Origin of the sequence: Usitatibacter palustris, from assembly GCF_013003985.1 — a bacterium.
In the GTDB taxonomy this organism is placed as follows: Bacteria; Pseudomonadota; Gammaproteobacteria; order Burkholderiales; family Usitatibacteraceae; genus Usitatibacter; species Usitatibacter palustris.
In genome coordinates this window covers 297,843-316,443 of sequence record NZ_CP053073.1, presented here as the reverse complement: position 1 = coordinate 316,443, position 18,601 = coordinate 297,843, and the positions used below count along the sequence as shown (strand labels likewise).

General features: G+C 60.3%; 37 protein-coding genes. 2 read left to right on the top strand and 35 right to left on the bottom strand.

What is annotated here, in order from left to right; all coding sequences use genetic code 11:
- Positions 1-96 precede the first annotated feature (96 nt).
- The 6 genes from DSM104440_RS01650 to DSM104440_RS01625 form a co-directional block, all read right to left on the bottom strand.
- Complete coding sequence (locus DSM104440_RS01650) at positions 97-597, bottom strand: cupin domain-containing protein (RefSeq protein WP_171160178.1); 501 nt, start codon at positions 595-597, stop codon at positions 97-99.
- Positions 598-608: 11 nt separating this feature from the next.
- Complete coding sequence (locus tag DSM104440_RS01645) at positions 609-968, bottom strand: cyclin family protein (protein WP_171160176.1); 360 nt, start codon at positions 966-968, stop codon at positions 609-611.
- A gap of 57 nt (positions 969-1,025) precedes the next feature.
- Positions 1,026-1,298 carry a hypothetical protein gene (locus tag DSM104440_RS01640; RefSeq protein WP_171160174.1) on the bottom strand — a complete coding sequence of 91 codons (273 nt, stop codon included), beginning with the start codon at positions 1,296-1,298 and terminating at the stop codon, positions 1,026-1,028.
- A 403-nt stretch (positions 1,299-1,701) separates the two neighbouring features.
- Entirely contained in the window at positions 1,702-2,343 is a 642-nt protein-coding gene (locus tag DSM104440_RS01635) for a DUF2306 domain-containing protein (RefSeq protein ID WP_171160172.1), read from the bottom strand.
- An 18-nt stretch (positions 2,344-2,361) separates the two neighbouring features.
- Positions 2,362-2,760, bottom strand: a complete 399-nt coding sequence (locus tag DSM104440_RS01630) for a VOC family protein (protein ID WP_171160170.1) — start codon at positions 2,758-2,760, stop codon at positions 2,362-2,364.
- A 358-nt stretch (positions 2,761-3,118) separates the two neighbouring features.
- Positions 3,119-3,412, bottom strand: a complete 294-nt coding sequence (locus DSM104440_RS01625) for a hypothetical protein (protein ID WP_171160168.1) — start codon at positions 3,410-3,412, stop codon at positions 3,119-3,121.
- Between the two features lie 178 nt (positions 3,413-3,590).
- Here DSM104440_RS01625 and DSM104440_RS01620 point away from each other — a divergent pair, with 178 nt between their 5' ends.
- Positions 3,591-4,151 carry a thymidine kinase gene (locus tag DSM104440_RS01620; RefSeq protein WP_171160166.1) on the top strand — a complete coding sequence of 187 codons (561 nt, stop codon included), beginning with the start codon at positions 3,591-3,593 and terminating at the stop codon, positions 4,149-4,151.
- A gap of 13 nt (positions 4,152-4,164) precedes the next feature.
- Here the strand turns inward: DSM104440_RS01620 and DSM104440_RS01615 are convergent, their stop codons facing one another.
- The 16 genes from DSM104440_RS01615 to DSM104440_RS19215 all read right to left on the bottom strand — a co-directional run bounded on the left by DSM104440_RS01615 (position 4,165) and on the right by DSM104440_RS19215 (position 13,192).
- Positions 4,165-4,707: a GNAT family N-acetyltransferase gene (locus DSM104440_RS01615; protein ID WP_171160164.1), complete on the bottom strand. Its 543-nt coding sequence runs from the start codon at positions 4,705-4,707 to the stop codon at positions 4,165-4,167.
- Positions 4,708-4,740: 33 nt separating this feature from the next.
- Positions 4,741-5,073 carry a hypothetical protein gene (locus tag DSM104440_RS01610; RefSeq protein ID WP_171160162.1) on the bottom strand — a complete coding sequence of 111 codons (333 nt, stop codon included), beginning with the start codon at positions 5,071-5,073 and terminating at the stop codon, positions 4,741-4,743.
- Positions 5,074-5,088: 15 nt separating this feature from the next.
- Positions 5,089-5,430 carry a rhodanese-like domain-containing protein gene (locus tag DSM104440_RS01605; RefSeq protein ID WP_171160160.1) on the bottom strand — a complete coding sequence of 114 codons (342 nt, stop codon included), beginning with the start codon at positions 5,428-5,430 and terminating at the stop codon, positions 5,089-5,091.
- A 109-nt stretch (positions 5,431-5,539) separates the two neighbouring features.
- The gene (locus tag DSM104440_RS01600) at positions 5,540-6,004 is read right to left on the bottom strand and encodes a GNAT family N-acetyltransferase (protein ID WP_212758166.1); all 465 of its coding nucleotides are present in this window, start codon (positions 6,002-6,004) and stop codon (positions 5,540-5,542) included.
- Positions 5,991-7,181: an FAD-dependent oxidoreductase gene (locus DSM104440_RS01595; protein WP_171160155.1), complete on the bottom strand. Its 1,191-nt coding sequence runs from the start codon at positions 7,179-7,181 to the stop codon at positions 5,991-5,993. The genes DSM104440_RS01600 and DSM104440_RS01595 overlap by 14 nt, the downstream gene beginning before the upstream one ends.
- A gap of 80 nt (positions 7,182-7,261) precedes the next feature.
- Entirely contained in the window at positions 7,262-7,657 is a 396-nt protein-coding gene (locus tag DSM104440_RS01590; RefSeq protein ID WP_171160153.1) for a VOC family protein, read from the bottom strand.
- Between the two features lie 721 nt (positions 7,658-8,378).
- Positions 8,379-8,648 (bottom strand): antibiotic biosynthesis monooxygenase family protein, encoded by a 270-nt coding sequence (locus tag DSM104440_RS01585; RefSeq protein WP_246212135.1) that lies wholly within the window; start codon positions 8,646-8,648, stop codon positions 8,379-8,381.
- Between the two features lie 23 nt (positions 8,649-8,671).
- Positions 8,672-9,175, bottom strand: coding sequence for a dihydrofolate reductase family protein (locus DSM104440_RS01580; protein ID WP_246212134.1), 504 nt, complete (start codon positions 9,173-9,175; stop codon positions 8,672-8,674).
- 50 nt (positions 9,176-9,225) lie between these two features.
- Positions 9,226-9,681, bottom strand: a complete 456-nt coding sequence (locus tag DSM104440_RS19585; protein ID WP_171160149.1) for a DUF2750 domain-containing protein — start codon at positions 9,679-9,681, stop codon at positions 9,226-9,228.
- 35 nt (positions 9,682-9,716) lie between these two features.
- On the bottom strand, positions 9,717-10,523 hold the full coding sequence (locus DSM104440_RS01570; protein WP_171160148.1) for a type III secretion system effector protein: 807 nt from the start codon (positions 10,521-10,523) through the stop codon (positions 9,717-9,719).
- A 156-nt stretch (positions 10,524-10,679) separates the two neighbouring features.
- Positions 10,680-11,522: a hypothetical protein gene (locus DSM104440_RS01565; RefSeq protein ID WP_171160146.1), complete on the bottom strand. Its 843-nt coding sequence runs from the start codon at positions 11,520-11,522 to the stop codon at positions 10,680-10,682.
- 127 nt (positions 11,523-11,649) lie between these two features.
- Positions 11,650-12,081: a nuclear transport factor 2 family protein gene (locus tag DSM104440_RS01560; RefSeq protein ID WP_171160144.1), complete on the bottom strand. Its 432-nt coding sequence runs from the start codon at positions 12,079-12,081 to the stop codon at positions 11,650-11,652.
- A 53-nt stretch (positions 12,082-12,134) separates the two neighbouring features.
- Positions 12,135-12,557, bottom strand: coding sequence for a nuclear transport factor 2 family protein (locus tag DSM104440_RS01555; protein WP_171160142.1), 423 nt, complete (start codon positions 12,555-12,557; stop codon positions 12,135-12,137).
- 56 nt (positions 12,558-12,613) lie between these two features.
- Complete coding sequence (locus DSM104440_RS01550) at positions 12,614-12,937, bottom strand: BrnA antitoxin family protein (RefSeq protein WP_171160140.1); 324 nt, start codon at positions 12,935-12,937, stop codon at positions 12,614-12,616.
- The gene (locus tag DSM104440_RS19580) at positions 12,927-13,052 is read right to left on the bottom strand and encodes a BrnT family toxin (RefSeq protein ID WP_212758164.1); all 126 of its coding nucleotides are present in this window, start codon (positions 13,050-13,052) and stop codon (positions 12,927-12,929) included. Before DSM104440_RS19580 ends, DSM104440_RS01550 begins: the two co-directional genes overlap by 11 nt.
- Positions 13,049-13,192, bottom strand: a complete 144-nt coding sequence (locus DSM104440_RS19215; RefSeq protein ID WP_212758163.1) for a BrnT family toxin — start codon at positions 13,190-13,192, stop codon at positions 13,049-13,051. Before DSM104440_RS19215 ends, DSM104440_RS19580 begins: the two co-directional genes overlap by 4 nt.
- 208 nt (positions 13,193-13,400) lie before the next feature.
- Between DSM104440_RS19215 and DSM104440_RS01540 the strand changes: the two genes are divergently transcribed.
- Positions 13,401-13,661 (top strand): hypothetical protein, encoded by a 261-nt coding sequence (locus tag DSM104440_RS01540; protein ID WP_171160138.1) that lies wholly within the window; start codon positions 13,401-13,403, stop codon positions 13,659-13,661.
- Positions 13,662-13,761: 100 nt separating this feature from the next.
- Here DSM104440_RS01540 and DSM104440_RS01535 read toward each other — a convergent pair whose 3' ends face one another.
- The 13 genes from DSM104440_RS01535 to DSM104440_RS01480 all read right to left on the bottom strand — a co-directional run bounded on the left by DSM104440_RS01535 (position 13,762) and on the right by DSM104440_RS01480 (position 18,577).
- Positions 13,762-14,142, bottom strand: a complete 381-nt coding sequence (locus tag DSM104440_RS01535) for a hypothetical protein (protein ID WP_171160136.1) — start codon at positions 14,140-14,142, stop codon at positions 13,762-13,764.
- Between the two features lie 93 nt (positions 14,143-14,235).
- A complete protein-coding gene (locus tag DSM104440_RS01530; RefSeq protein ID WP_171160134.1) occupies positions 14,236-14,511 on the bottom strand; it encodes a hypothetical protein in 276 nt (91 codons plus the stop codon).
- On the bottom strand, positions 14,508-14,801 hold the full coding sequence (locus tag DSM104440_RS19575; RefSeq protein ID WP_425509656.1) for a ParE family toxin-like protein: 294 nt from the start codon (positions 14,799-14,801) through the stop codon (positions 14,508-14,510). The genes DSM104440_RS01530 and DSM104440_RS19575 overlap by 4 nt, the downstream gene beginning before the upstream one ends.
- 53 nt (positions 14,802-14,854) lie before the next feature.
- Positions 14,855-15,055: a hypothetical protein gene (locus DSM104440_RS01525; protein ID WP_171160132.1), complete on the bottom strand. Its 201-nt coding sequence runs from the start codon at positions 15,053-15,055 to the stop codon at positions 14,855-14,857.
- Between the two features lie 133 nt (positions 15,056-15,188).
- Complete coding sequence (locus DSM104440_RS01520; RefSeq protein ID WP_171160129.1) at positions 15,189-15,449, bottom strand: hypothetical protein; 261 nt, start codon at positions 15,447-15,449, stop codon at positions 15,189-15,191.
- Positions 15,450-15,545: 96 nt separating this feature from the next.
- Positions 15,546-15,824 carry a BrnA antitoxin family protein gene (locus DSM104440_RS01515; RefSeq protein WP_171160127.1) on the bottom strand — a complete coding sequence of 93 codons (279 nt, stop codon included), beginning with the start codon at positions 15,822-15,824 and terminating at the stop codon, positions 15,546-15,548.
- Positions 15,787-16,062, bottom strand: a complete 276-nt coding sequence (locus DSM104440_RS01510; protein ID WP_171160125.1) for a BrnT family toxin — start codon at positions 16,060-16,062, stop codon at positions 15,787-15,789. The genes DSM104440_RS01515 and DSM104440_RS01510 overlap by 38 nt, the downstream gene beginning before the upstream one ends.
- Positions 16,063-16,216: 154 nt before the next feature.
- Entirely contained in the window at positions 16,217-16,429 is a 213-nt protein-coding gene (locus DSM104440_RS19450; protein ID WP_171160123.1) for a type II toxin-antitoxin system HicA family toxin, read from the bottom strand.
- Complete coding sequence (locus DSM104440_RS01500; protein ID WP_171160121.1) at positions 16,426-16,629, bottom strand: type II toxin-antitoxin system HicB family antitoxin; 204 nt, start codon at positions 16,627-16,629, stop codon at positions 16,426-16,428. Before DSM104440_RS01500 ends, DSM104440_RS19450 begins: the two co-directional genes overlap by 4 nt.
- A gap of 124 nt (positions 16,630-16,753) precedes the next feature.
- A complete protein-coding gene (locus DSM104440_RS01495) occupies positions 16,754-17,089 on the bottom strand; it encodes a DUF2283 domain-containing protein (RefSeq protein WP_171160099.1) in 336 nt (111 codons plus the stop codon).
- A gap of 94 nt (positions 17,090-17,183) precedes the next feature.
- Positions 17,184-17,660 (bottom strand): DUF4265 domain-containing protein, encoded by a 477-nt coding sequence (locus DSM104440_RS01490; protein ID WP_171160119.1) that lies wholly within the window; start codon positions 17,658-17,660, stop codon positions 17,184-17,186.
- 106 nt (positions 17,661-17,766) lie between these two features.
- On the bottom strand, positions 17,767-18,186 hold the full coding sequence (locus tag DSM104440_RS01485) for a hypothetical protein (RefSeq protein WP_171160117.1): 420 nt from the start codon (positions 18,184-18,186) through the stop codon (positions 17,767-17,769).
- Between the two features lie 73 nt (positions 18,187-18,259).
- On the bottom strand, positions 18,260-18,577 hold the full coding sequence (locus DSM104440_RS01480; protein ID WP_171160115.1) for a hypothetical protein: 318 nt from the start codon (positions 18,575-18,577) through the stop codon (positions 18,260-18,262).
- Positions 18,578-18,601: the final 24 nt, after the last annotated feature.

Sequence of the window (18,601 nt, the reverse complement as noted above, 5' to 3'; positions counted from 1 at the left end):
CGTCCCGGGTCGGTACATCGATAACCTGTGGCGATTGGGCCGACGCGGCGAGCGATGTCAGGCACAGAACCACTGCGCCCAGCGAATGCAAGGACATCACTTCTCACCGTCCCAGTAGTCGACGCTGGTGCTGCTCCGACCTATCACGCCGAAGGGATGCTCTGTCGCCACACCTGCCTCGGCAAGATACTTCCCGGAATCCGGGTACTCACAGATCTCCGGTTCGTCGGTCGTGCCAATGGCGAGGTACTTCAGAACCTGCGTGGACGTGTTGATGAGTTGATGCGGGTAATCGCGGCCTGGCGGGATGACGACGACATCGCCGGCTTTGACCGGGAGCATCTCACCGGCCACGCGGAGTGTTCCCGTCCCTTCGAGGATCACGAACATCTCTTCCTGCGCGTGGTGCAGGTGATACGGACAGGCGCGCTTGCCCGGAGGTACGACGTTCACGCCCGCCGCGAGCTTTTTCGCTGCCGTTCCTTCAGTTATCCGGGCGTGGCTGCATTCGTACTTTGGTTCGAGCCCAGCATGCCGAAGCTCGACTTCATTGACATTGCGAATCAAGCGAGAGGCCAGGTCGGCAGGGCTTGGCATGAGTGGCACCGCTACTTCAGTGGGATGAAACGGTAACCCGACTCGTCCATTTGCACCGTGGTCCTGTAGCTCATTGTGTCGAGCGTGAACGTGAGCCGGCGTTGGGACGGGTAGCTCGTCATGGTGAGAAAGCTGCACGCACTGACCTCGGCATCAAACTTCACGGCGAGCGTCCTGCGAAACTCGTCGTTGCAGGGCATTCGACTCGCGAGCTCGCGGATCTGCGCGATCTTGAGGTAGTGGCCGGGATTGTCACGCTCGAGTGCATCGAGCTCGCCGGGGCGGTCAAGGTCGATCGAGCGCGGTGGCACGACCTGCGCGAATGCACCGGCTGAGATGACGAAGAGAACTGCTGCAGTAAGTGTTTGCATAAGACCTCCTATGCCGACTTACGATCCCGCTGTTAGCTGCCCGGCTCCTGCTGGCGTCTACTCCCCGACAAACTCTCCCGATGGCGACTTGACGAAACTCTTCGTCACCGGAACGAACGCACGCAAGCCCCCATCATCGACTGACACCACGACGCGGATGTTCCCATTGGGTTCATCGTCCCAAAGGACCTGCACCTCAAGCTGCCACGAGCGCTCACTGTCGCGAGCCACTTCGTCGGTCGTGACCGAATCAACTCGGGACGCCAACTCCCGGTAGGAAACTGCTCGCAACTTCGTTAACCATTGATCGAGGACTTTTTGGGCGGCCACGGCATCCTTTCGGCTGATGTCCGACGAACCGGTTGAGCGGCGGGTGCGCTCGAACGCGTCGTCAGGTTCGCAAGATCGTCATCGTAGCCTGAACTCGAGCTCAACCTCGCACCGGGTCTTGACCTGTGAGGGGTCGAACCTCCATTTGCGCACGGCGTACCGAGGAGGAGCGCGTTCTGGCGTCTCACGATCCGCGCGTTGTCAGGAGTCATTTCCTATTCTGCTCCTCCGCCGGCGTCGATTGCTCCTGGCCCGGCTTGGTGGGTCGAGACGGCGGAAACGGGGGCATGACGCCGATGAACACGAGCACCAGGGCGACCGGAATGAGGAGATACGTGAGCGGTCGTTTCCAATTTATTTTCAGGCTCATCGCAGGAGCACATTGGGGGTACCTCTCCGCCGTTCAAGTGTGCCGAACCGGGTCCTGCCGGGACAGGCGATAGAAGAAGTACGCGACTACCAACGTTCCGGCCACGGACGGCGCGATCTGCGACCACGGTTGGCCGACACGCACGACGTTACCCACCAACGCCGAGAGCATGGCAAAAATGGAAGAGATCAGCTTGTAACTGTGCTCATAGCGCCAGAGTGCGTGAAACCAACGGCGCGGGAATAGCCACCTGAGCGCGTCGTAGAGGAGGATGAACGCCAGCGCACCCAGGGATGCATACACAACCATGCTCGCGCCGCCTGGAGCCGCGAGCAAAATTGGAACCAGTACGCCTGAGGACACAGCAGCAATCACGGTCCAGGCTGCGTCAATTGCGGCCGGGCCGCGCCCCTGCGTATAGGCGGAGCGCCAGCCACTGACAAGCTGATACAGGACGAGGACGTTGAGAACCGCGAATAGCGGGAGAAAACGAAAGAAGACCGTGCCAACAGCCGCGGAAAAACAAACAAGAAGCGTGAAATAGCAGAAGAGACGCCCCCAGCGACGGTGGGCGGGCGTGCCTTTGCGCCTGGCAAGCATGTACAGGCCGATTGCCATCGCAATGGTGCCGGAGCCGACGTGCACCGCTATGTTTGCGAAATGCTCGGGCGACATTGAGCCCTCGTAGCGCGCCTAACGTTGCCTCGGTTCGACGAGATCCCACAAGGTGCCGTAGAGGTCCTTGAACACCGCGACCGTTCCATACGGTTCCTGCTTGGGCTCACGAACAAACTCCACGCCACGAGCCTTGTAGCGCTCGTAGTCGCGTGCGAAGTCATCCGTGTAGAGAAACAAGAAGACCCGGCCACCGGTTTGATTGCCGATGCGCGATGCCTGCTCCGGGTTGGATGCTCGAGCGAGTAGAAGACGAGACTCGGTAGCGCCCGGCGGGCTGACGACAACCCAGCGCTTGTTCTGCTCGGGAACGAACGAGTCCTCGACGAGCGTGAAGCCCAGGATGCCGACGTAGAAAGCGAGCGCTTCGTCGTAGTCGCGGACGACGAGAGAGACGAGGCCGAGCGCTTGCTTCATCGCCCCACCGCGTCGTCAGAGGGCAGCTTTGTCATCGTTCCGAGTCCACCCACCATCACCGCGATTGGTATCGCCGAACAGTTCAAAGGTATCACCGCAAACGACGCATCGAAATCGGTAGTGCATCAAGTCGGGCAGCGCGCCGGCTGATAGCGCAGAACTGATGGCCGCCTGTTCCGGGATGGTCGCGTCCGCAACTGCGAGACGCTCGAGCACGCCCCGGTCAAGCTCCGCAGCCGCCACTTGAAACGCGTGCACCAGGTCAGACGGTGATCTGAACGAGTGCGTTTGCAGTTGGGTACATTCGTCGCAAGCCACGGAGCTGCCCTCTAATGACCGACCAACGCGTTGTCAGCCCTCACTGGCCACCACGCGGGCACTTTCCCGGATTGAGGTTCGCCGCCCCTGCGAGCAACACGTAATCATCGACGATGCATCGAGCGAACTGCGTGGACCAATGTCGAGATTCCTCGGGCTTGATCTCGGCGGGCATTTGATTCTTCATCTTCCCTTCACATTGATCGATCGCGATTGGAAGATTCTTGCGGCACACCTCGACATCCTTGACCATGCACGCGTAAGGCGAGTTCGGAATATCACATGCGCCGTTCAACGATGACTTCGTCAGCACAAGGTATACATCGCGCTTCATTGGGGGTCTTGATTCGGGCGAAGCAGATTGCGCCCATGAAGCGGAACAGACGATCGAAACGCAGATACTCGCTAGGACGTTCACTTCCTTAAGCATCGCCGACCTCCTGGGTGTCCGAATCATGCCGAGATCTCGGCGATGTCGGATAATCGCACTTCCCGAAAGCAATCCAAACCCCATGTCGAAGCTCTATTTCCGTTACGCCGCGATGAACGCGGGCAAGTCCACGAACCTCCTCCAGGTCGCGTACAACTACGAGGAGCGGGGCCAGGTAGTGGTCATCTACACCGCCGGGCTCGACGATCGCGCGGGCCGCGGCGTCGTGTCCTCCAGGCTGGACGTCGAGCGGCCGGCCAGGACCTTCTCCCCGGAGACGTCGTTCGCCGAAACTCTCGCCTCGCGACCCGCTTGCATCCTGATCGACGAGGCGCAGTTCCTGACTCCGGCGCAGGTCCGCGAGCTCCATCGACTCTCCCACGAGCACCGGGTTCCCGTCATCTGCTACGGGTTGCGCACCGACTTCCGCGGTGCCGGATTCGCGGGCTCGCTCGAGCTCCTCGCCATCGCCGACACGCTCGAGGAGATGAAGACCATCTGCCGTTGCGGCAGGAAGGCCACGATGGTGATCCGCCACGACGAAAAGGGCGAGCGCATCTTCGACGGGGCCCAGGTGCAGGTGGGCGGAAACGAGACATACGAGTCGGTGTGCCCATCGCGGTTCTACCGCGGAAGCTGCTGAGCCAGATATCCAACTACCGCGGTGAGCCATTGAGGCCGATTGCATAGCGTTGAACGACCTCGCCGCGCGACTCGAGATACTCCTCAGACAGTAGTTCGCCACCGTTGCGAAGAATAGTTCGAACTGATGCGATGTTGTCCTTCGCGCAGGTAAGCAGCGCCTCCGAAAGTCCGATCTGGCGCGCGCGGTCGAGTGTGTGGCGTAGTAACACCGTCGCGAGCCCAGATCCGCGGACGCTGGGACGCACGCCGTAGCCGATGTTCCCACCTTCGTGTCTCAACTTCTCCGTCAGTTGGTGGCGCAGATTCGAGACGCCCACGACTTCGGCGCCGTTTTGCACCAGGAAGAACGTGGAATGCGCGACAAAGCCGGGCGGAATGCCCTCGCCTCTCGAGCACGCGGCAAGCCGGGATAGAAAGGCATCGAAGTCCTCGTTAGGAAAGGAGAGGACAAATGGCACGAGCGCCTCACCGCGCTCGACGAACTCGCGCACGAGCGCGCGATAAGAGTCCTTCCGTTCTGGGCGTGGTACCTCGAGCTGGAATTCTCGCGTCACCGATGCGCTCTAGCGGTGAAGTGTCGCGCCTCGTCACTCACGCCACCAAGCCTCCGCGCCGTCGATGTGGATGAGGATGTCCTCGACAACGTAGCTCGAATCGGGTGCCTGCAAGCGCAAGCCTGGATCAATGATCTCCGCGTGAACCTCTTCCCAGTCGTCCCAGGTTGCGGAGTCATCGTTCGAGTTCTCTTGAAGCAACTGCAACTCACGTTCGAACAAATCTCGAACGCTCTCAAACTCAGGCGTTGCGTGGAAGGCTCCACTGAACCATGGGACATCGGCAGTGCCCGGCTTTACGTCGATTGTCCCGAGAAGCGTTTCGCCGCGAACAAGGTTCAAGGTCTTAGGAATTTGATTGGACACGATGTTCGCCTTCCTCTAGTTGCCCGAGTGCGTGGGCAGGTTGGCCCCAAGCCAGCCGCTGATGCCGGCGGACAATACTTTCACATTGCTGTAGCCCATGCCCTTGGCGCGACGAGCGGCGCTCGGTGCCTTCCTGCACATGGGATTGGAGCAATAGAACACCAGAGCCGAGGCCTTGTCCGGCGGTAGCTCACCTTCGGTGTAATTGGCGGGATCGAGGCTCACGGCACCGGGAACACGGGCCTTCTCCCAACTTTGACGCGAATTGACGTCGATCACCGTGACCTGCCGGTCCTGGATCAATTGATTCAGTTCCTTCGGCGAGATCGTCTTGAGTCCCATCAGCAGTGCAAACATGTCCGGTGCTCCTGGTATCTGTTGGCTGCCACTAGGGTACATAGGTGCAGTACGAGTGCAACCACGAAGGGGCCTCAGTCACGAGCAGCGTCCATTGCCGCCTCGACCCTCACTCGAGCACGTCACCAAGCTGCCACACCCAGATCATTCCGTCGTCGGGATGCTCCTTCGTCGCGACGTGCGCGAAGCCCAGTTTTCGAAGAACGGCAGTCGAGGCGCCCTGCCTCGGCAACGTGTGTGCCGTGATGACGAGATCACGCGAAGACTTGCGCGCAATTTCAACAAGCTCGGAAGCCATGCGAGTCGCAACCCCGCGTGCTTCGTCTTCCGGAAATGTGTAGTAGGCGATTTCTACACGATCGTCATGAGGAGGCGACGTGAATCCGCAGGTTCCGACACATCGCTCGCCTTCAAACGCGAGATAGCAGATCCAGGGCGGCTGGAAGCCCACGCGACCGTACAACCGCCGTACTTCTTCGATCACGGCAAGAGCATCCCCGTTCGACGATGGGGCCTGACCTAGCTCCGAAATCGCGCGCAGTGTCAGCCGTACTGAAGCGTCATTGAACGCCACGATCCTGTTGTCGCAGTTTTTTAGCGATGAGGAAGGGTTCGCGTGGCTTCGCGGTACCCGCGACGAGTTCGGCAACGTGACTGCCAACTGCCGGTCCATGTTTGAATCCATGCCCGGAGCCGCATCCAACGACCCAGACGTTATCGAGGCCCGGGTGCCGATCAATGACCAGGTGACCGGTCGAACTGTTCTCGTATTGGCACACCCGCGTCTCATTCAATGGAGCCTTCGCCAGCGACGGGAATCGTCGCGCCAGGAAAGCGCGCGCCGCCTCTTCTCCGGCCGCGCTCGCGCGGCGATCCGTCGTATCGGGATCCATCGGCGGTCCATGCGTGTCGTCCGCCACCTTGAAGCCGCGGCCTTCGAGGCTGGGAAAGCCATAGAACGGCAGATCAGCCCAGACCGGAAGATCACCGGTGGCGCCGGCACCCACCGAAAAGAAGAAGACCTCCTGCCGGGTGACGAACAGACGCTTCGCCATCGCATCGGGGCAGATTCGATCCAGCCACGGGCCGCAAGCGAAAACGAACTGCTCTGCATCGATCCGCTCGCCGCTCTTCGTGGTCACGGCGGTCAAGGCGCCGCGCTCCCCTTGTTCCTGCCGGACCGGCGATACCTCGCCCGACAGAAACGTAACGCCGTTGGCTTTCAGTTCTGAAGCCAGCGACTGGACTGCCCTGCGAGCCATCAGCGCGCCGCCCGCAGGCTCGAGGAACCCGGCCTCATCGTTGCCCACACGCATGACCGGAAACCGGCGTCTCAGCTCATCGGCCGCCAGCAAGCTGAATGGAATGTTCCTTTGGGATAGCACGCGTGCGCTTGCTTGAACCAGCTCGCTCGGCTGCGTGTGCACCCACAGCACACCCATCGGATGAAAGATGGGCAGTCCAGAGCGTGCGGAAAGCGCTTGCCAATCGCCGATCGAGCGCCAGGCCCACTCTGTATAGATCTCTTTCTCGCCGTAACCGCAGCGAGTCACGCGGCTCTCTCCCCCGGACGAGGCACCGCTGTGGGCGGGGCCGACGGCATCAATGACGGCCACTCGCCGGCCTGCCATGTGCAGCTTGTATGCCGCCCAGATTCCGAAGACTCCGGCTCCGACAACGACCGCGTCGTAACTTCTGGGTCGAGCGGTTGCAAACGTCGTGCAGCCGCTCGCGGCGGTGGCGACGGCCAACGCACCGAGGGATCGCAGCAGCTCTCGCCGCCCTCTCCTCGGTTGAACGCCATGCTGAGGTGATCGTTTCTTCTTCATCTCTACTTTGGACGGAAGACGGCGCAGAGCTTGTTTCCATCTGGATCGCGAACGTATGCCAGATACAGGGACCCGAGCTTGCCGCCCTCGCGAAGACCCGGCGGCTCCTCAATGGAGGTGCCACCGTTTGATACTGCGACGTCGTGGAATTTCTGAACTTGCTCAGGGGAACTGCACTTGAAGCCAATGGTGCCGCCATTGGCGAAGGTTGCAGACTCTCCATTGATGGGAGGGCTTACGCAGAACGTCCCGCCGTCGTGTCGATAGAACAGACGGAGTTGCCCGGTCTTGTTTTCATTCCGAATCGGCTCGCCGGCACCAAGCACGCCAAGAACAGCGTCATAGAAGCGCCTGGAGCGCTCGATATCATTCGCACCGACCATCACGTGACTGAACATTTGTTCTTTCCTTCGCCAACATCAGAATGAGGAGTGAATGCAAAGTTCGGAGCGTCACTCTCGACACAAGCCTTTCGGCGACCAGTCATGAGCGGGGGTCGTGGGTGGCTTGCTCGAATCGTGAAGAATGAGGACCAACGCGCGGCGTGTTTCCGTACCGGTGGCCGTGAGATGCATGGGCGGACCACCCGGCACGATCACGTGTGAGCCGCCGGCTCGTCCGACCATCTTGCCTTCAGGCGTCTCCAGGCACGTCTCTCCCGTCACGGTGTACCAAGCCTCCGGGCCAGAGTGTCGATGTGCGGGTGCAGTCATGCCCGGAGTGAAAATCCCCTCCATGTACTGGGCGGAATACTTTGCGTCGGCGCTCACGGGAAGCGGGCCGATTTCGGCAACGTGGGTTCCACCCGACGGACGCCACCCCGATATGTCGATCGTAAACAGCCAGACTCTTCCCAGCGACTCCACGACAACTCCACGTGCCCCCTTGGCGGCTTCCGCTTCCGTACGCGTTGGATATGCATCCAAGTGCCAGAAAATCGGTTGGGACGGTAACTTCCCCAGTGCCGCGTGCGCCGTTATCCAGCAGCCCACCTCGCCAGTGCGTTGACTGACTGGCTTGCAGATTTGTGCAGAGGCTTGCAGGCCCGCGGATAGCGCCACGACGCCAAGAGAGACCGCGAGCCTCACAGATCGGGATGTTTCCATTGCGCCTCCGACGTTAGACGGCATACACCTTCTCATAATGTTCAACCGTCGGGAACGGATCGTAGAAATGGTGAAGGAGCGACTTCCAGCGTTGATATTCAGGCGACGATCGGAATCCCACTGTGTGATGCTCGAGAGTGGTCCAGCGCACGAGCAGCAAGTATCTGGTTCGCACTTCGACGCACCGCTGCAGCTCCAGTTCGATGAAGCCTGGCATTGAAGAGATGATGCCTTTCGCCTCACCAAAGGCAGTCTCGAACTCGACCTCGCTCCCTGGCCTCACATTTAGCACGGCTGATTCCAGTATCACAGTCGATTCCTATCGCGCCGGTAGTGCATGGCGACCGCGCCGCAGCGGAGCGGCTTCGCCGAGATCAACTCGAGCCGTCGCGTGCTGGGCAGCCCGCTCTCGTACAGGGTTGGGCCGTGGCCGGCGATCCTCGGTTGGACGAGCAACTTGTACTCGTCGATCAGATCCAGCCGGTCCAGCTCGGTCGCGAGCTTGCCGCTACCGAGGAGCACGCCGTTCGGGGTCGCGTCCTTGAGCTTCTGTACGCCCGTGCGCAGGTCGCCGGCGATGTGGTGGCTGTTGGTCCAGGAGAAGTCCTTTCGCGTCGAGGACACCACGTACTTCGGCTTGGCCTCCAGCTTGAGCGCCCACTCGCGCAACGCCGGCGGTGCCTCCGCGTCGCCACGGGCGACCGCTGGCCAGTAGCTCTCCATCATCTCGTAGGTGACGCGGCCCCACAGCATCGCCCCGCCCTCGTCCATGAGGCGGGTGAAGAAGGCGTGTGTCTCGTCGTCGGCGATTCCTTCCTGGTGGTCGACGCAGCCGTCCAGGGTGACGTTGATACTGAAGGTCAGGAGTCCGATGATTTCCTCCGTCGCGCATCGGGAGCCTTGGTGATACCGGTCCTCTTCACCTCTGCCTGTAACTGGGTCAGAAGTTTCTTGGGTGGTATCTCGTGGCCGATGAGATGAACGTTCCAGTTGGTACCGACCAACACTTTCGCCTTGTGCATATTGGGCAATACCGCCGACAGGAACTCGGCCAACGGGAGTTCAACCGGGACGCACTTCGCCCAAGCCCTGGTCGCGCATTGGCGAGCATATGCACGGTCCGACCACATTGGAACAATGGGTCGCCCTCCACCTCGACCTGCCCGGTCACCATTCGAGGTGGAGTGGACCCAGCCGCCGCCTCGACTGGGAGGCTCGCGAAGCACCCACACGGAGCCTCCGGCCACGACCCGGCTAAGAAAGCGTTCGTGGCGCTCCAGCGACTCGACAGTCAATCCGATCTTCGGCGTTTCCATGGGCGATAGGCGCGATCTAACGACTGGGCATGTCCTCAGCAGGTCGCGTTGGGTGGGACGGGCGCCGGGTACTGAGCGGTGTTGGTGGGATGGCGGCAGTTCAGCGGGGCGTTGTTCTGCAACGTGTTCTCGCGACGCAGCAGGTTCTCGTTGACGGTGATGCCCGGCGGCAGTGCCGCGTTCTGCACTGGCGGAGCAAGGCCGAGGTAATTGCCGATCGTCCGCGCCTCGTTGGCGCCGGTAGCGGCAAGCCGCTGCCCCACGGTCGCGTGCCACGCATGGACGAGCTCGTGCCCGAAGAGGATGTAGAAGGGCGCATCGGGGTCGGTCATGTTGGACGGCATCTTCGCCGTATTGATGGCGACCACCGCGTCGGTGCCGGCGCCGGCGCCCGCGTTGGTGGCGAGGCAGGCCGGCGGGTTGAGCAGCGCCCGCGTCGGACCGTTGGCACAGAAGGTGACGCCGCCGCCACCCAGGCCCGCAAGCCCCGCGTCGGCGACGATGGTGGTGGTTCGCGCTGAGTTGATGAGTGCCGTCACGAGGGTGTTGCCGTGGGCCCTGGCTTGGATCTGCGCGCCGAGCGTGACCGTCCAGATCGAGCGCTGATTGACGTCCTGGCCGGGGGTGAGGATGACGGTCCTGCCAGAGATGCGCTGGAGCTCGTTCTGGATCGCGTTCGCATGCTGCTGTGTCGTGAGTTGGCTCTGGGTCTGGTTGGTGTGGCTGCCGATGTTCAGCACGGCGTGCGCGGCGCCGGAAGCGCTTGCCGCGACGGCGAAGGCAAGGGGAACGACATGCCGCATCAGGACGCAGCTGGGTGCTGACGGACGAGCGTGGTTCATGGAAGTCTCCCTGGGTCGTTGTGGTTGATGTGCCAGTCGAGTGGCACGGCCGACCTTAGCAAACGTTAATGTTGGCGGCATTGAGACTAACGTCTCAACGCCGAACGCGTTGTTAGTCGCACACGAGTTGCACGAGAGAGGCGAGCACTCCGCCGACTACCGCACCGGACTGTACCGGCCGGAAAGTGCCGACCAGCCGTCCTGAAAGGATGTTCGGAACACGGACGCCTCCCCTGGGATCTGCAGCGCGTCGCTGAAAACGCCGGCTCCTTTGGCCCGCCACTGGCCTTTCGCGGGTTGGTGGTGGTGACCGAAATAGGTGATGACCCAGAAGCTTCCGGCGCTCTCGCCTGTGAATGGCACGCTCATGAAGCCGGGTTGCGGCGCGTTACGCTTCTTTCGCTGTCCGCTGCCGCGCACCTCTGCCTCGATCGCTTCGTTCGGTAGCTCCAAGCGCATGCGCCAGAGTCCGGGCTCGACTTGCATCATCGAAAGGTCGACGAAAAGCGCCATTGGATCGGTTTCGAGGATTTTCTCCCGCTGGATAACGTCTCGCGAGTACCAGCTTGCCAACTGCAGCCAGTCGACCTTGCCTTGCATTCGAGAATCGCGCGGGCCCGCAGCGTGCACCCACCAGAACGCCATTGGGGTTGGCCCGGTGGAATGCACGCGCACGCCGTCAACGACGAATGAGCCGACAGACATGAAGCAGAGGCTGCCCACCGCGTAGGTTGAGTATCTGGCGTTGCTCTTGATGAGATCAGCAACGCCAGGATCTTCTCTGGCGTATTCCGCGGCGAGGATGAGGCGGTAGTCCTTTGGGAGGCGCGCCACAATCAAGGACGGGGCAAATAGATGATCCCGACAAATCTCGGCGGAAACATCCGTTACAACGTTCGTGCTGATTGCGCCGGGCGGAAGTTTGCCAAACGTGGCATCCGACGCGAGGGTCGGAATTGCAACAGCCAGAAACACCGGAGCGAGCAGGCGGGTATGCATCCTTCAGGCTCCAGCGAATTATCGGAAGCGGTCTAACGACTAAGTTGAGCGGCCGGGCACGACGCCCATTCGAAATGACAAAGCGCGCCACGATGGTTCGCGGTCCGCTCCAACGCGCTGTTAGGCGTCATTGGGGGCTCCGCGCATTGAGCTCGGCATTTGGCGGCTCGAGAGCTGACTCGATAAGCGCTGTGTCGGTGTACTCGGTGAGCTCGATGACTTTCCCGGCTGCAAAGCGAAACACCCAGCAGTACGAGTTGGCGTAGTCCTTTCCCGTTTTGGTTCGGTTGTGCCCTCGACCCTCGACAACGACAACGTCGCCTTCGCCAATGAAGCGGGACGCGGTGATTGTGTTCTCGCCAGCCAACTGAGCTGCTAGTGGGCCAAGCAAGTCCTTCAAGACAGCACGCTTGCCCTTGTATGTCTTGGACCAAGAGGTTGAACCCTTGATAGTCCAGGCGATTTCGTCGGACAGGGCCTCGACGAAAGGGCGGCCATTGCCTTTGGCGGTTTCAGCGAAAACATGCGTAAGGAGGTCTTTGTGCTGATTGACTGACATGAGAACTCTCGACTGAAGTCTGCAGGATGAGTTGCGGAGAGCGGCTCGAGAGCCTACCCGGGAAGCTTTGTAATCTGAACGCTCACGATCTTCCAACCCTGCGCGTCACGAACGTAAACGTCGATGTAGCGGTAGTGACTATTGAAGGGCTTTCCCCTGTATTGCCCACTCATCTTTGTCCGACCGCTCAAGAGCGCGACATTCCCGTACAGGCGCACTTCGAAGTCTTCGACGATGTAAGGGTTGATCTGAAGATCGACCGACATCAAATCTTCCACGAAGCTTGCCTTCGTTTCGACATTCCCAGATCCGTCGATTTGGCGAAAATCATTCGCCATGTTTTCTTCGATTGCGCGCCGATCTTTGCGGACGATGGCTTCGTCCCAGCGGTCCGAGATGACCTTCAACTCAGCAATGGTCGCCGCGTAGTTTGATGTGCTGGCGCAGCCCTGCAGGAGGGTGAACGCTGTAGCCATCAGTAGAAGAGGGAGACGCGGTAGGTTCATCGGGACGCCTTTATGACGCCTAACGACTAAGTTGAGCGGCGGCGACGGGAGCCGGAGGCGACCGGCGCATCCCGTCCGCTCGAACGTGCTGTTAGACCTCGCAGGTATTCCGGCATCTCCTGGCGAAGGATCTGGCGCAACGCCCGCTCGGTCACAGGCTGCTCGAGCTGGGACAAGTAGCTGCGCAAGGCCTCGTTCATCATTGTTTGATATCCGGAGCCCGCCTTCTCGGCACGCGCCCGAAACTCGGCTAGCACCGCGTTGTCGATGAAGATGGAAATTCTGGTCTTTCCCTTTTCGGGAATGACCGCGCCGCGCTTGCCCTTTGAGAAGTCGTATTCAGGCTTCATAGTTCCTCCGCTCTCGCGGCGTGGCTCGTCGAGCCGAGATTAGTCGGCCGCGCCCCTCGCGCTCTGTGTACGCCGCTACGAAGACCTCACCGGCGCTTCCCAGTCCAATTGTCACGAAACGCGCTTCACTAATACGCTTGTGTCTTCAATGGTCATGGTGAGCGGATCGGAGAAGATGCCTGCGGCATCGGCGAACGATACCCCGTGCTTCTTCAGGTTAGCTGCCGCCTTGCGTGGATCGTACTCGAGGGACACGCGACAATGATATGCACATTGTATGCATATCGCAAGCGCCGCCTCTGCGTAGGTCTAACGACTAAGTTGAGCGACCGCACGCTGACCGCATTGCCACGCGAGGCGCGGTTCACGCTCGCTCACGGTCCGCTCGAACGCGTTGTTAGACCGCATTTGTCGACCCCGGGCGTCCTTCCATCCCACTCGGATCCGCCGTCAGCAAGCTCTCGTGAAGCATAAGCAAGTCTCCGTCGTCGACGCCCGGATCACCCAGTGCGTAGAGCGTTTGGAATACAGCCTCGTATGCGGCGTGCCGCTGGAGGAGGCAGATGTCCTCCTCGGACGCTCCAAGGGCGAGCAGACGCTGAATAGCTGGGCCACTGTCCGCGAACGGATCATTGGGTTTGCGATTGGAGGTCGCGACCACGCCACGCAGGCGATCGATTTCAAGCTGGCGGTTGATGACATGGCGCCACAGGTGTGCGAGTAGGTCGGCTCGAGTTGCCACTGACGCCCCCATGCGGTCTAACGACCAAGTTGAGCGGCCGGGCACGATGCCCATTCGCAATGACACAGCGCGCCACGATGGTTCACGGCCCGCTCCAACGCGTTGTTAGGCCATCCTTCTCCCTCTCGGCGAACATGCGAAGGTCCGTGAATAGCGACGCAGCACATGACGGACTGACGATGATGGAGAAGTCCCAAGTTTCGTCGTCGTCTCCGACGAGAATATATAACTCGCCCGTGGGTTGCCGAATCCAGTGCACTTGTGCGCCTGCAGAACGGCCAGCCTGAAACGCCTTGGTGCCCCCTTGATCGAGCGGGATACGAGACTCCAAGCGATCGAGTTCCTGAAGCGGCAGCCAGACATTTAATTCAACGAACTCGGAACTCAGCGTCAACAGGGCGGCGTCGATGTCGCCAATCTGCCCTGGACCAACAGCGATGGAATACTCGAGGCCTGTCAGCATGATGCCTAACGACCGAGTTGAGCGGCCGCACACGATGCCGCTTCGCGCCTGAGAGGCGCGCCCCGCTGGATCACGGTCCGCTCCAACGCGTTGTTAGGCAGCATCTTGCCCCCTCGCTCTCGCTTCAACCTGCGGCTCAAACCAGAGGCCCCAAAAGAAGTACCCCGTCACCCACCCACCGGCGTATCCGATCATAGCGACGAACCCAAGGAACCCAAGGATCGAAGCGTCGATACCACGGATACCCTGCTCGATGAAAAGGAAGCTCATGAACACGGTGAATCCGATCCCAGCGCAGAGCCCGAACGAGCGCATGTATGGGCCCTTGTCTGATGCGACGGCTTTCCGCGGATCGAGGAGGATGCTCATGCTGTCTCACGACTAAGTTGAGCGGCCGCACGGCAACCGCATTGCCGCGAGAGACGCGGCCCAGGCTGGCTCACGGTCCGCTCGAACGCGTTGTTAGCCGGCAATTGGTCATAGTCCGCGTGACTCCCGATCCAGAACCATTGCACACCGTCCGCAGTATCGTGACCAAGGGCGCGGTGATGCTCGCCCACGCGCGCTGACCAAAGCTTGCCGAGGCGCTTGAAATGAAGTGATGGGTGCCGCGGATCGGCCTTGAGGAGCTGGAAGTTCTTGTCGGCAACGGTTCGCACGGGCCTGGGTAGCGCCGCGTACAGCGCCCAGAAGCGGCCGGACGCGGTGTGCTTCAAAGCGGCCGCGTTTTTCCCGCCCTGTGGTCGGCCATCGATTCTTCGATGAGGCGGTCAAGTTTCCCCGCTGCCGCGTCGGCTTCAATTTGACGATCCCAGATTTGGGCGTCGAACTCAGCAAACCACTCCCGGAACTTCGCGAGTTCCTCGGGGGAGAGGCTCTTGATGAGGAGTTCGAGTTTCTCGACGGCGCCCACGTTGGCTCCTATGCCACAACGTCAAATAATTGTACGCCGGTCATCAATTGCCGGCTAACGACTAAGTTGAGTGCGCGAGCCGAAGGCGTAGCGCACTGGCCCGTCCGCTCCAACGCCTTGTTATAAGGCGTTGTCATTCGTCCTCGTCTTTGCGCTTGAGGCCAAATAGCTTCAATACGTCACCTCCGATGAGGCTGAGTACAAATGGGATGCAGACAACCAGTGCGGCGAGGGCCACGATCAAGGCTCCCGCTGTGACCACGAAGACAACATAGAGCAACGGTTGAAACCCGACCTTGTCCGCGATGAAACCCACTGCCAGGGCGCCAAACATGACGAGGATGGCTCTTATCGCCACTCTCTGGCACAACTCGGCAGCGTCTCGATCGGCCATAACGCCTTCTAACGACCGAGTTGAGCGGCCGCACACCGACCGCATTGCCGCGCGAGACGCGGCCCACGCTGGATCACGGTCCGCTCGAACGCGTTGTTAGAGCGAGGCATCCTTGAACGCCCTCAGCACGGCATTGATTCTTGTTTGGTACCCCGGTCCCTTGGACTTGAACCACTCAAGCACGTCGGCGTCCACTCGAAGCGAGATCGATGCCTTGGGGTTGATTGGCTTGAGGCCCTGGCGAACAATGCCTCGGACGATGTGCTTCACGGACGCCTCGGGATGTTCGGAGGATGCCTTGATGCTCCGGTCCTTGAGGGCGCGAACCCGAGGCCAGTCAGTTCTGGAGTTGATCGAAGAGGATTGCTTCTTCATGTCGCGTCGCCTTTCGAAATGAGATCACATGAATTCGCGACGGCGTCTCGGTATGCACAAGGGATACGGCAATCCCCTTGAGCAGACCGAGCGTGACAAAGCGCTGCTCGTCGTACGCGAAGCGATCGTCCTCGAAAGTGAAAGTTGGCCCTTCGAATACGCTGGGTGCATCCACGAAGTCCAGCCCATGCTCCTGCAGGTTTAGACGACGTTTCCTTTCATCCCAGGAAAACCGCATACGGCAAGTGTATATACACTACGCCTATGCGTCAACGGTCGGGATGCCTTCGCTCTAACGACTAAGTTGAGCGGCCGCCCACGATCCCACTTCGCGCCTGAGAGGCGCGCCACGCTGGATCACGGTCCGCTCCAACGCGTTGTTAGGCATCTCGCTACAGGTCGTCCGGAGTGATGCCTGTGTTCTTCGCGATTCGGGCCAGCATCTTTGGGCCAATTTCCTCTCCGTCGTGAAATGCGAAGACGTAATCAGGAGATCCGGCGCGACTGAGAGTGCGGTGAGACCCGGATTGGCGCTTGAGCTGCCAACCGACAGCCAACAGCGCCGCGTAGACGCGACGTGCCTTCGTCGACGGCCAGGACGTCACGCCGCAATGCTGAAGGTGATCGCCTGGGGTCCGGTCTCGGAATTTTCGAGACGCTCAGCCAGTACACGGAGGGCAAGAACCTGCGCCTTGGCCATGGCGTCATCGGCCGAGGTGCCGTACGCAAGAACGCCAGGCAGCTGCGGCACTTCCGCAAGCCACCGGCCGTCGTCCTCGCGTTCGCACTCGATCTCAAAGTTCATGGCAGTGCCCATTTTACGCCGGTGTTTTCGAGATGCCTAACGACTAAGTTGAGCGGCCGCACGCCGTGCCGCTTCGCGCCTGAGAGGCGCGCCACGCTGGATCACGGTCCGCTCGAACGTGTTGTTAGACAGCAATGGCCGCCAATTGATCAGCAATGTGCCTTCCCTCGAGAATTTCCACGCCAGCGATTCGTCTGTGATTGTCGAGATCGATGTTCATTCCCAGCTCATCGTAAAGCGATACCGTTTCTCCGTGCCTTCCACCGATGATGTTGAGGTCCACCTCATTGAGGGAACGCAGTGAGCCGACGTAGATGTACGTGGCATCGGCCATGTCGTCGTACGTCCAGCGTTCCACCGACACCTCGGCCAACTGGTCTACGATATCGCCACGACCAATCTGGAGCAACGCACCCTTAAGGTCGTTCACTACGTGCGGCAACGCGTCCACGAGCTTCATTGCTGTCTAACGACCAAGTTGAGCGGCCGGGCACGACGCCCATTCGCAATGACACGGCGCGCCACGATGGTTCACGGTCCGCTCCAACGCGTTGTTAGGCGTCATGGATGCCCCCGGAGTCGACTTGTTCATGCGTGGGATTGGCATACTCCCATTCGGCATCATGTTCGATCAGGTAGTCACCCACCGCGGAAAACTCGACGGCCGGTGGAATGTTGACCGAGATGTACGTTCGGTTGGCGCCTTCGTAATCGCAACCTATTGCGATCAAACCATCGAGCAGGGCCCGCGACGCGTTACCGGGATCTGCGGGTGTCGCAAGGATGATTCGGACTGTCTTGTTTCCGGACCTTGCTTGGACGCGCTCAAATGTAGGGAATCCTTCCGCTACGTTCATTGGGGCATATACGACGTCATGAAACGAAACGCCGTATGCAAAGAATGGCGAGTTGTCTAGGCGGTACAGATCGTCACCCAACGGAGTTGCCCAAAGAGTTTCGACCTCCGCCGATCCATCGTCGTTCGGTACCCGGAACAACACTTTCGCGGACGGTTCGGTATTCGGATTCATGACGCCTAACGACCAAGTTGAGCGGCCGGGCACAACGCCCATTCGCAAGGACACAGTGCGCCACGATGGTTCACGGTCCGCTCCAACGCGTTGTTAGATGGCATCGTCACTCCCATTGCAATTCGGGCCATTGCGACTGGTCAGGCAGCCAATACTCCAGCGCGGCTGCGCCTCGGTGATGAGATGTCGTCATAACTCGAGGAACAGTGAATTCTTCACCGCCTTCATCGAAAAATGTGGCATCCCCGCCGCCGTCGGGCACGGTCCGTTCTCGCGGGAGAAACTCACGGTGCTCATGAACCATGATATGGGCCACGCCGGTCGCATTCGTGAAGAGATAGAAATTCCCGTAGTCGACACCCTCGTCCAGGTCCAACGCAGCCACGAACAGAACTCGATCGGCAACGGGGAGGCTGCGAACAAAGGCAGCCACGTGACTTGGGTCCGAATACGTTTCAATCTTCGATTCGGCGACAGGATGGAATGTCGTCGTCTCAACGCGATAGGTGACCGTACGAGATGCCATCTAACGACTAAGTTGAGCGGCGGGTGCGCGAGCCGGAGGCGTAGCGCACTGACCCGTCCGCTCCAACGCGTTGTTAGACGTCTTCATCTTCTTCAATTGGATCCTCGTAAACGATAACTCCGAAGCCTCCATCGAGAGCATTCTCGAATGCGCTTCCAAATTGAGGTGACATCGAATTGACCGCCTCAGGAAGCAGCGTCCCACCACGGTCTAGGACAACCTTCGCAAGGCCACCATCGACCGCGCGCTCTGTGGCCAACGCAAAGTCGTGGTCCTCCCCTCGCGCCTGGCGACTGAATACGATGATCGCGTGTCGGCCGCCGGGTGCATACCCCAGCGAGTTTTCCTCACCTACCGTAGCCTTGCCGCGAAAAACATGCACCTCGTACATGAGACGTCTAACGACTAAGTTGAG

What these genes read in the sequence shown, in the direction of transcription:
- DSM104440_RS01650 (WP_171160178.1), bottom strand. Translation starts at nt 597, where the DNA reads ATGCCAAGCCCTGCCGACCTGGCCTCTCGCTTGATTCGCAATGTCAAT.
- DSM104440_RS01645 (WP_171160176.1), bottom strand. Translation starts at nt 968, where the DNA reads ATGCAAACACTTACTGCAGCAGTTCTCTTCGTCATCTCAGCCGGTGCA.
- DSM104440_RS01635 (WP_171160172.1), bottom strand. Translation starts at nt 2,343, where the DNA reads ATGTCGCCCGAGCATTTCGCAAACATAGCGGTGCACGTCGGCTCCGGC.
- DSM104440_RS01630 (WP_171160170.1), bottom strand. Translation starts at nt 2,760, where the DNA reads ATGAAGCAAGCGCTCGGCCTCGTCTCTCTCGTCGTCCGCGACTACGAC.
- DSM104440_RS01625 (WP_171160168.1), bottom strand. Translation starts at nt 3,412, where the DNA reads ATGAAGCGCGATGTATACCTTGTGCTGACGAAGTCATCGTTGAACGGC.
- DSM104440_RS01620 (WP_171160166.1), top strand. Translation starts at nt 3,591, where the DNA reads ATGTCGAAGCTCTATTTCCGTTACGCCGCGATGAACGCGGGCAAGTCC.
- DSM104440_RS01605 (WP_171160160.1), bottom strand. Translation starts at nt 5,430, where the DNA reads ATGTTTGCACTGCTGATGGGACTCAAGACGATCTCGCCGAAGGAACTG.
- DSM104440_RS01590 (WP_171160153.1), bottom strand. Translation starts at nt 7,657, where the DNA reads ATGTTCAGTCACGTGATGGTCGGTGCGAATGATATCGAGCGCTCCAGG.
- DSM104440_RS19585 (WP_171160149.1), bottom strand. Translation starts at nt 9,681, where the DNA reads ATGGAAACGCCGAAGATCGGATTGACTGTCGAGTCGCTGGAGCGCCAC.
- DSM104440_RS01570 (WP_171160148.1), bottom strand. Translation starts at nt 10,523, where the DNA reads ATGAACCACGCTCGTCCGTCAGCACCCAGCTGCGTCCTGATGCGGCAT.
- DSM104440_RS01565 (WP_171160146.1), bottom strand. Translation starts at nt 11,522, where the DNA reads ATGCATACCCGCCTGCTCGCTCCGGTGTTTCTGGCTGTTGCAATTCCG.
- DSM104440_RS01560 (WP_171160144.1), bottom strand. Translation starts at nt 12,081, where the DNA reads ATGTCAGTCAATCAGCACAAAGACCTCCTTACGCATGTTTTCGCTGAA.
- DSM104440_RS01555 (WP_171160142.1), bottom strand. Translation starts at nt 12,557, where the DNA reads ATGGCTACAGCGTTCACCCTCCTGCAGGGCTGCGCCAGCACATCAAAC.
- DSM104440_RS01550 (WP_171160140.1), bottom strand. Translation starts at nt 12,937, where the DNA reads ATGAAGCCTGAATACGACTTCTCAAAGGGCAAGCGCGGCGCGGTCATT.
- DSM104440_RS01535 (WP_171160136.1), bottom strand. Translation starts at nt 14,142, where the DNA reads ATGCTGACAGGCCTCGAGTATTCCATCGCTGTTGGTCCAGGGCAGATT.
- DSM104440_RS01530 (WP_171160134.1), bottom strand. Translation starts at nt 14,511, where the DNA reads ATGAGCATCCTCCTCGATCCGCGGAAAGCCGTCGCATCAGACAAGGGC.
- DSM104440_RS01520 (WP_171160129.1), bottom strand. Translation starts at nt 15,449, where the DNA reads ATGGCCGATCGAGACGCTGCCGAGTTGTGCCAGAGAGTGGCGATAAGA.
- DSM104440_RS01515 (WP_171160127.1), bottom strand. Translation starts at nt 15,824, where the DNA reads ATGAAGAAGCAATCCTCTTCGATCAACTCCAGAACTGACTGGCCTCGG.
- DSM104440_RS01510 (WP_171160125.1), bottom strand. Translation starts at nt 16,062, where the DNA reads ATGCGGTTTTCCTGGGATGAAAGGAAACGTCGTCTAAACCTGCAGGAG.
- DSM104440_RS01500 (WP_171160121.1), bottom strand. Translation starts at nt 16,629, where the DNA reads ATGAACTTTGAGATCGAGTGCGAACGCGAGGACGACGGCCGGTGGCTT.
- DSM104440_RS01495 (WP_171160099.1), bottom strand. Translation starts at nt 17,089, where the DNA reads ATGAAGCTCGTGGACGCGTTGCCGCACGTAGTGAACGACCTTAAGGGT.
- DSM104440_RS01490 (WP_171160119.1), bottom strand. Translation starts at nt 17,660, where the DNA reads ATGAATCCGAATACCGAACCGTCCGCGAAAGTGTTGTTCCGGGTACCG.
- DSM104440_RS01485 (WP_171160117.1), bottom strand. Translation starts at nt 18,186, where the DNA reads ATGGCATCTCGTACGGTCACCTATCGCGTTGAGACGACGACATTCCAT.
- DSM104440_RS01480 (WP_171160115.1), bottom strand. Translation starts at nt 18,577, where the DNA reads ATGTACGAGGTGCATGTTTTTCGCGGCAAGGCTACGGTAGGTGAGGAA.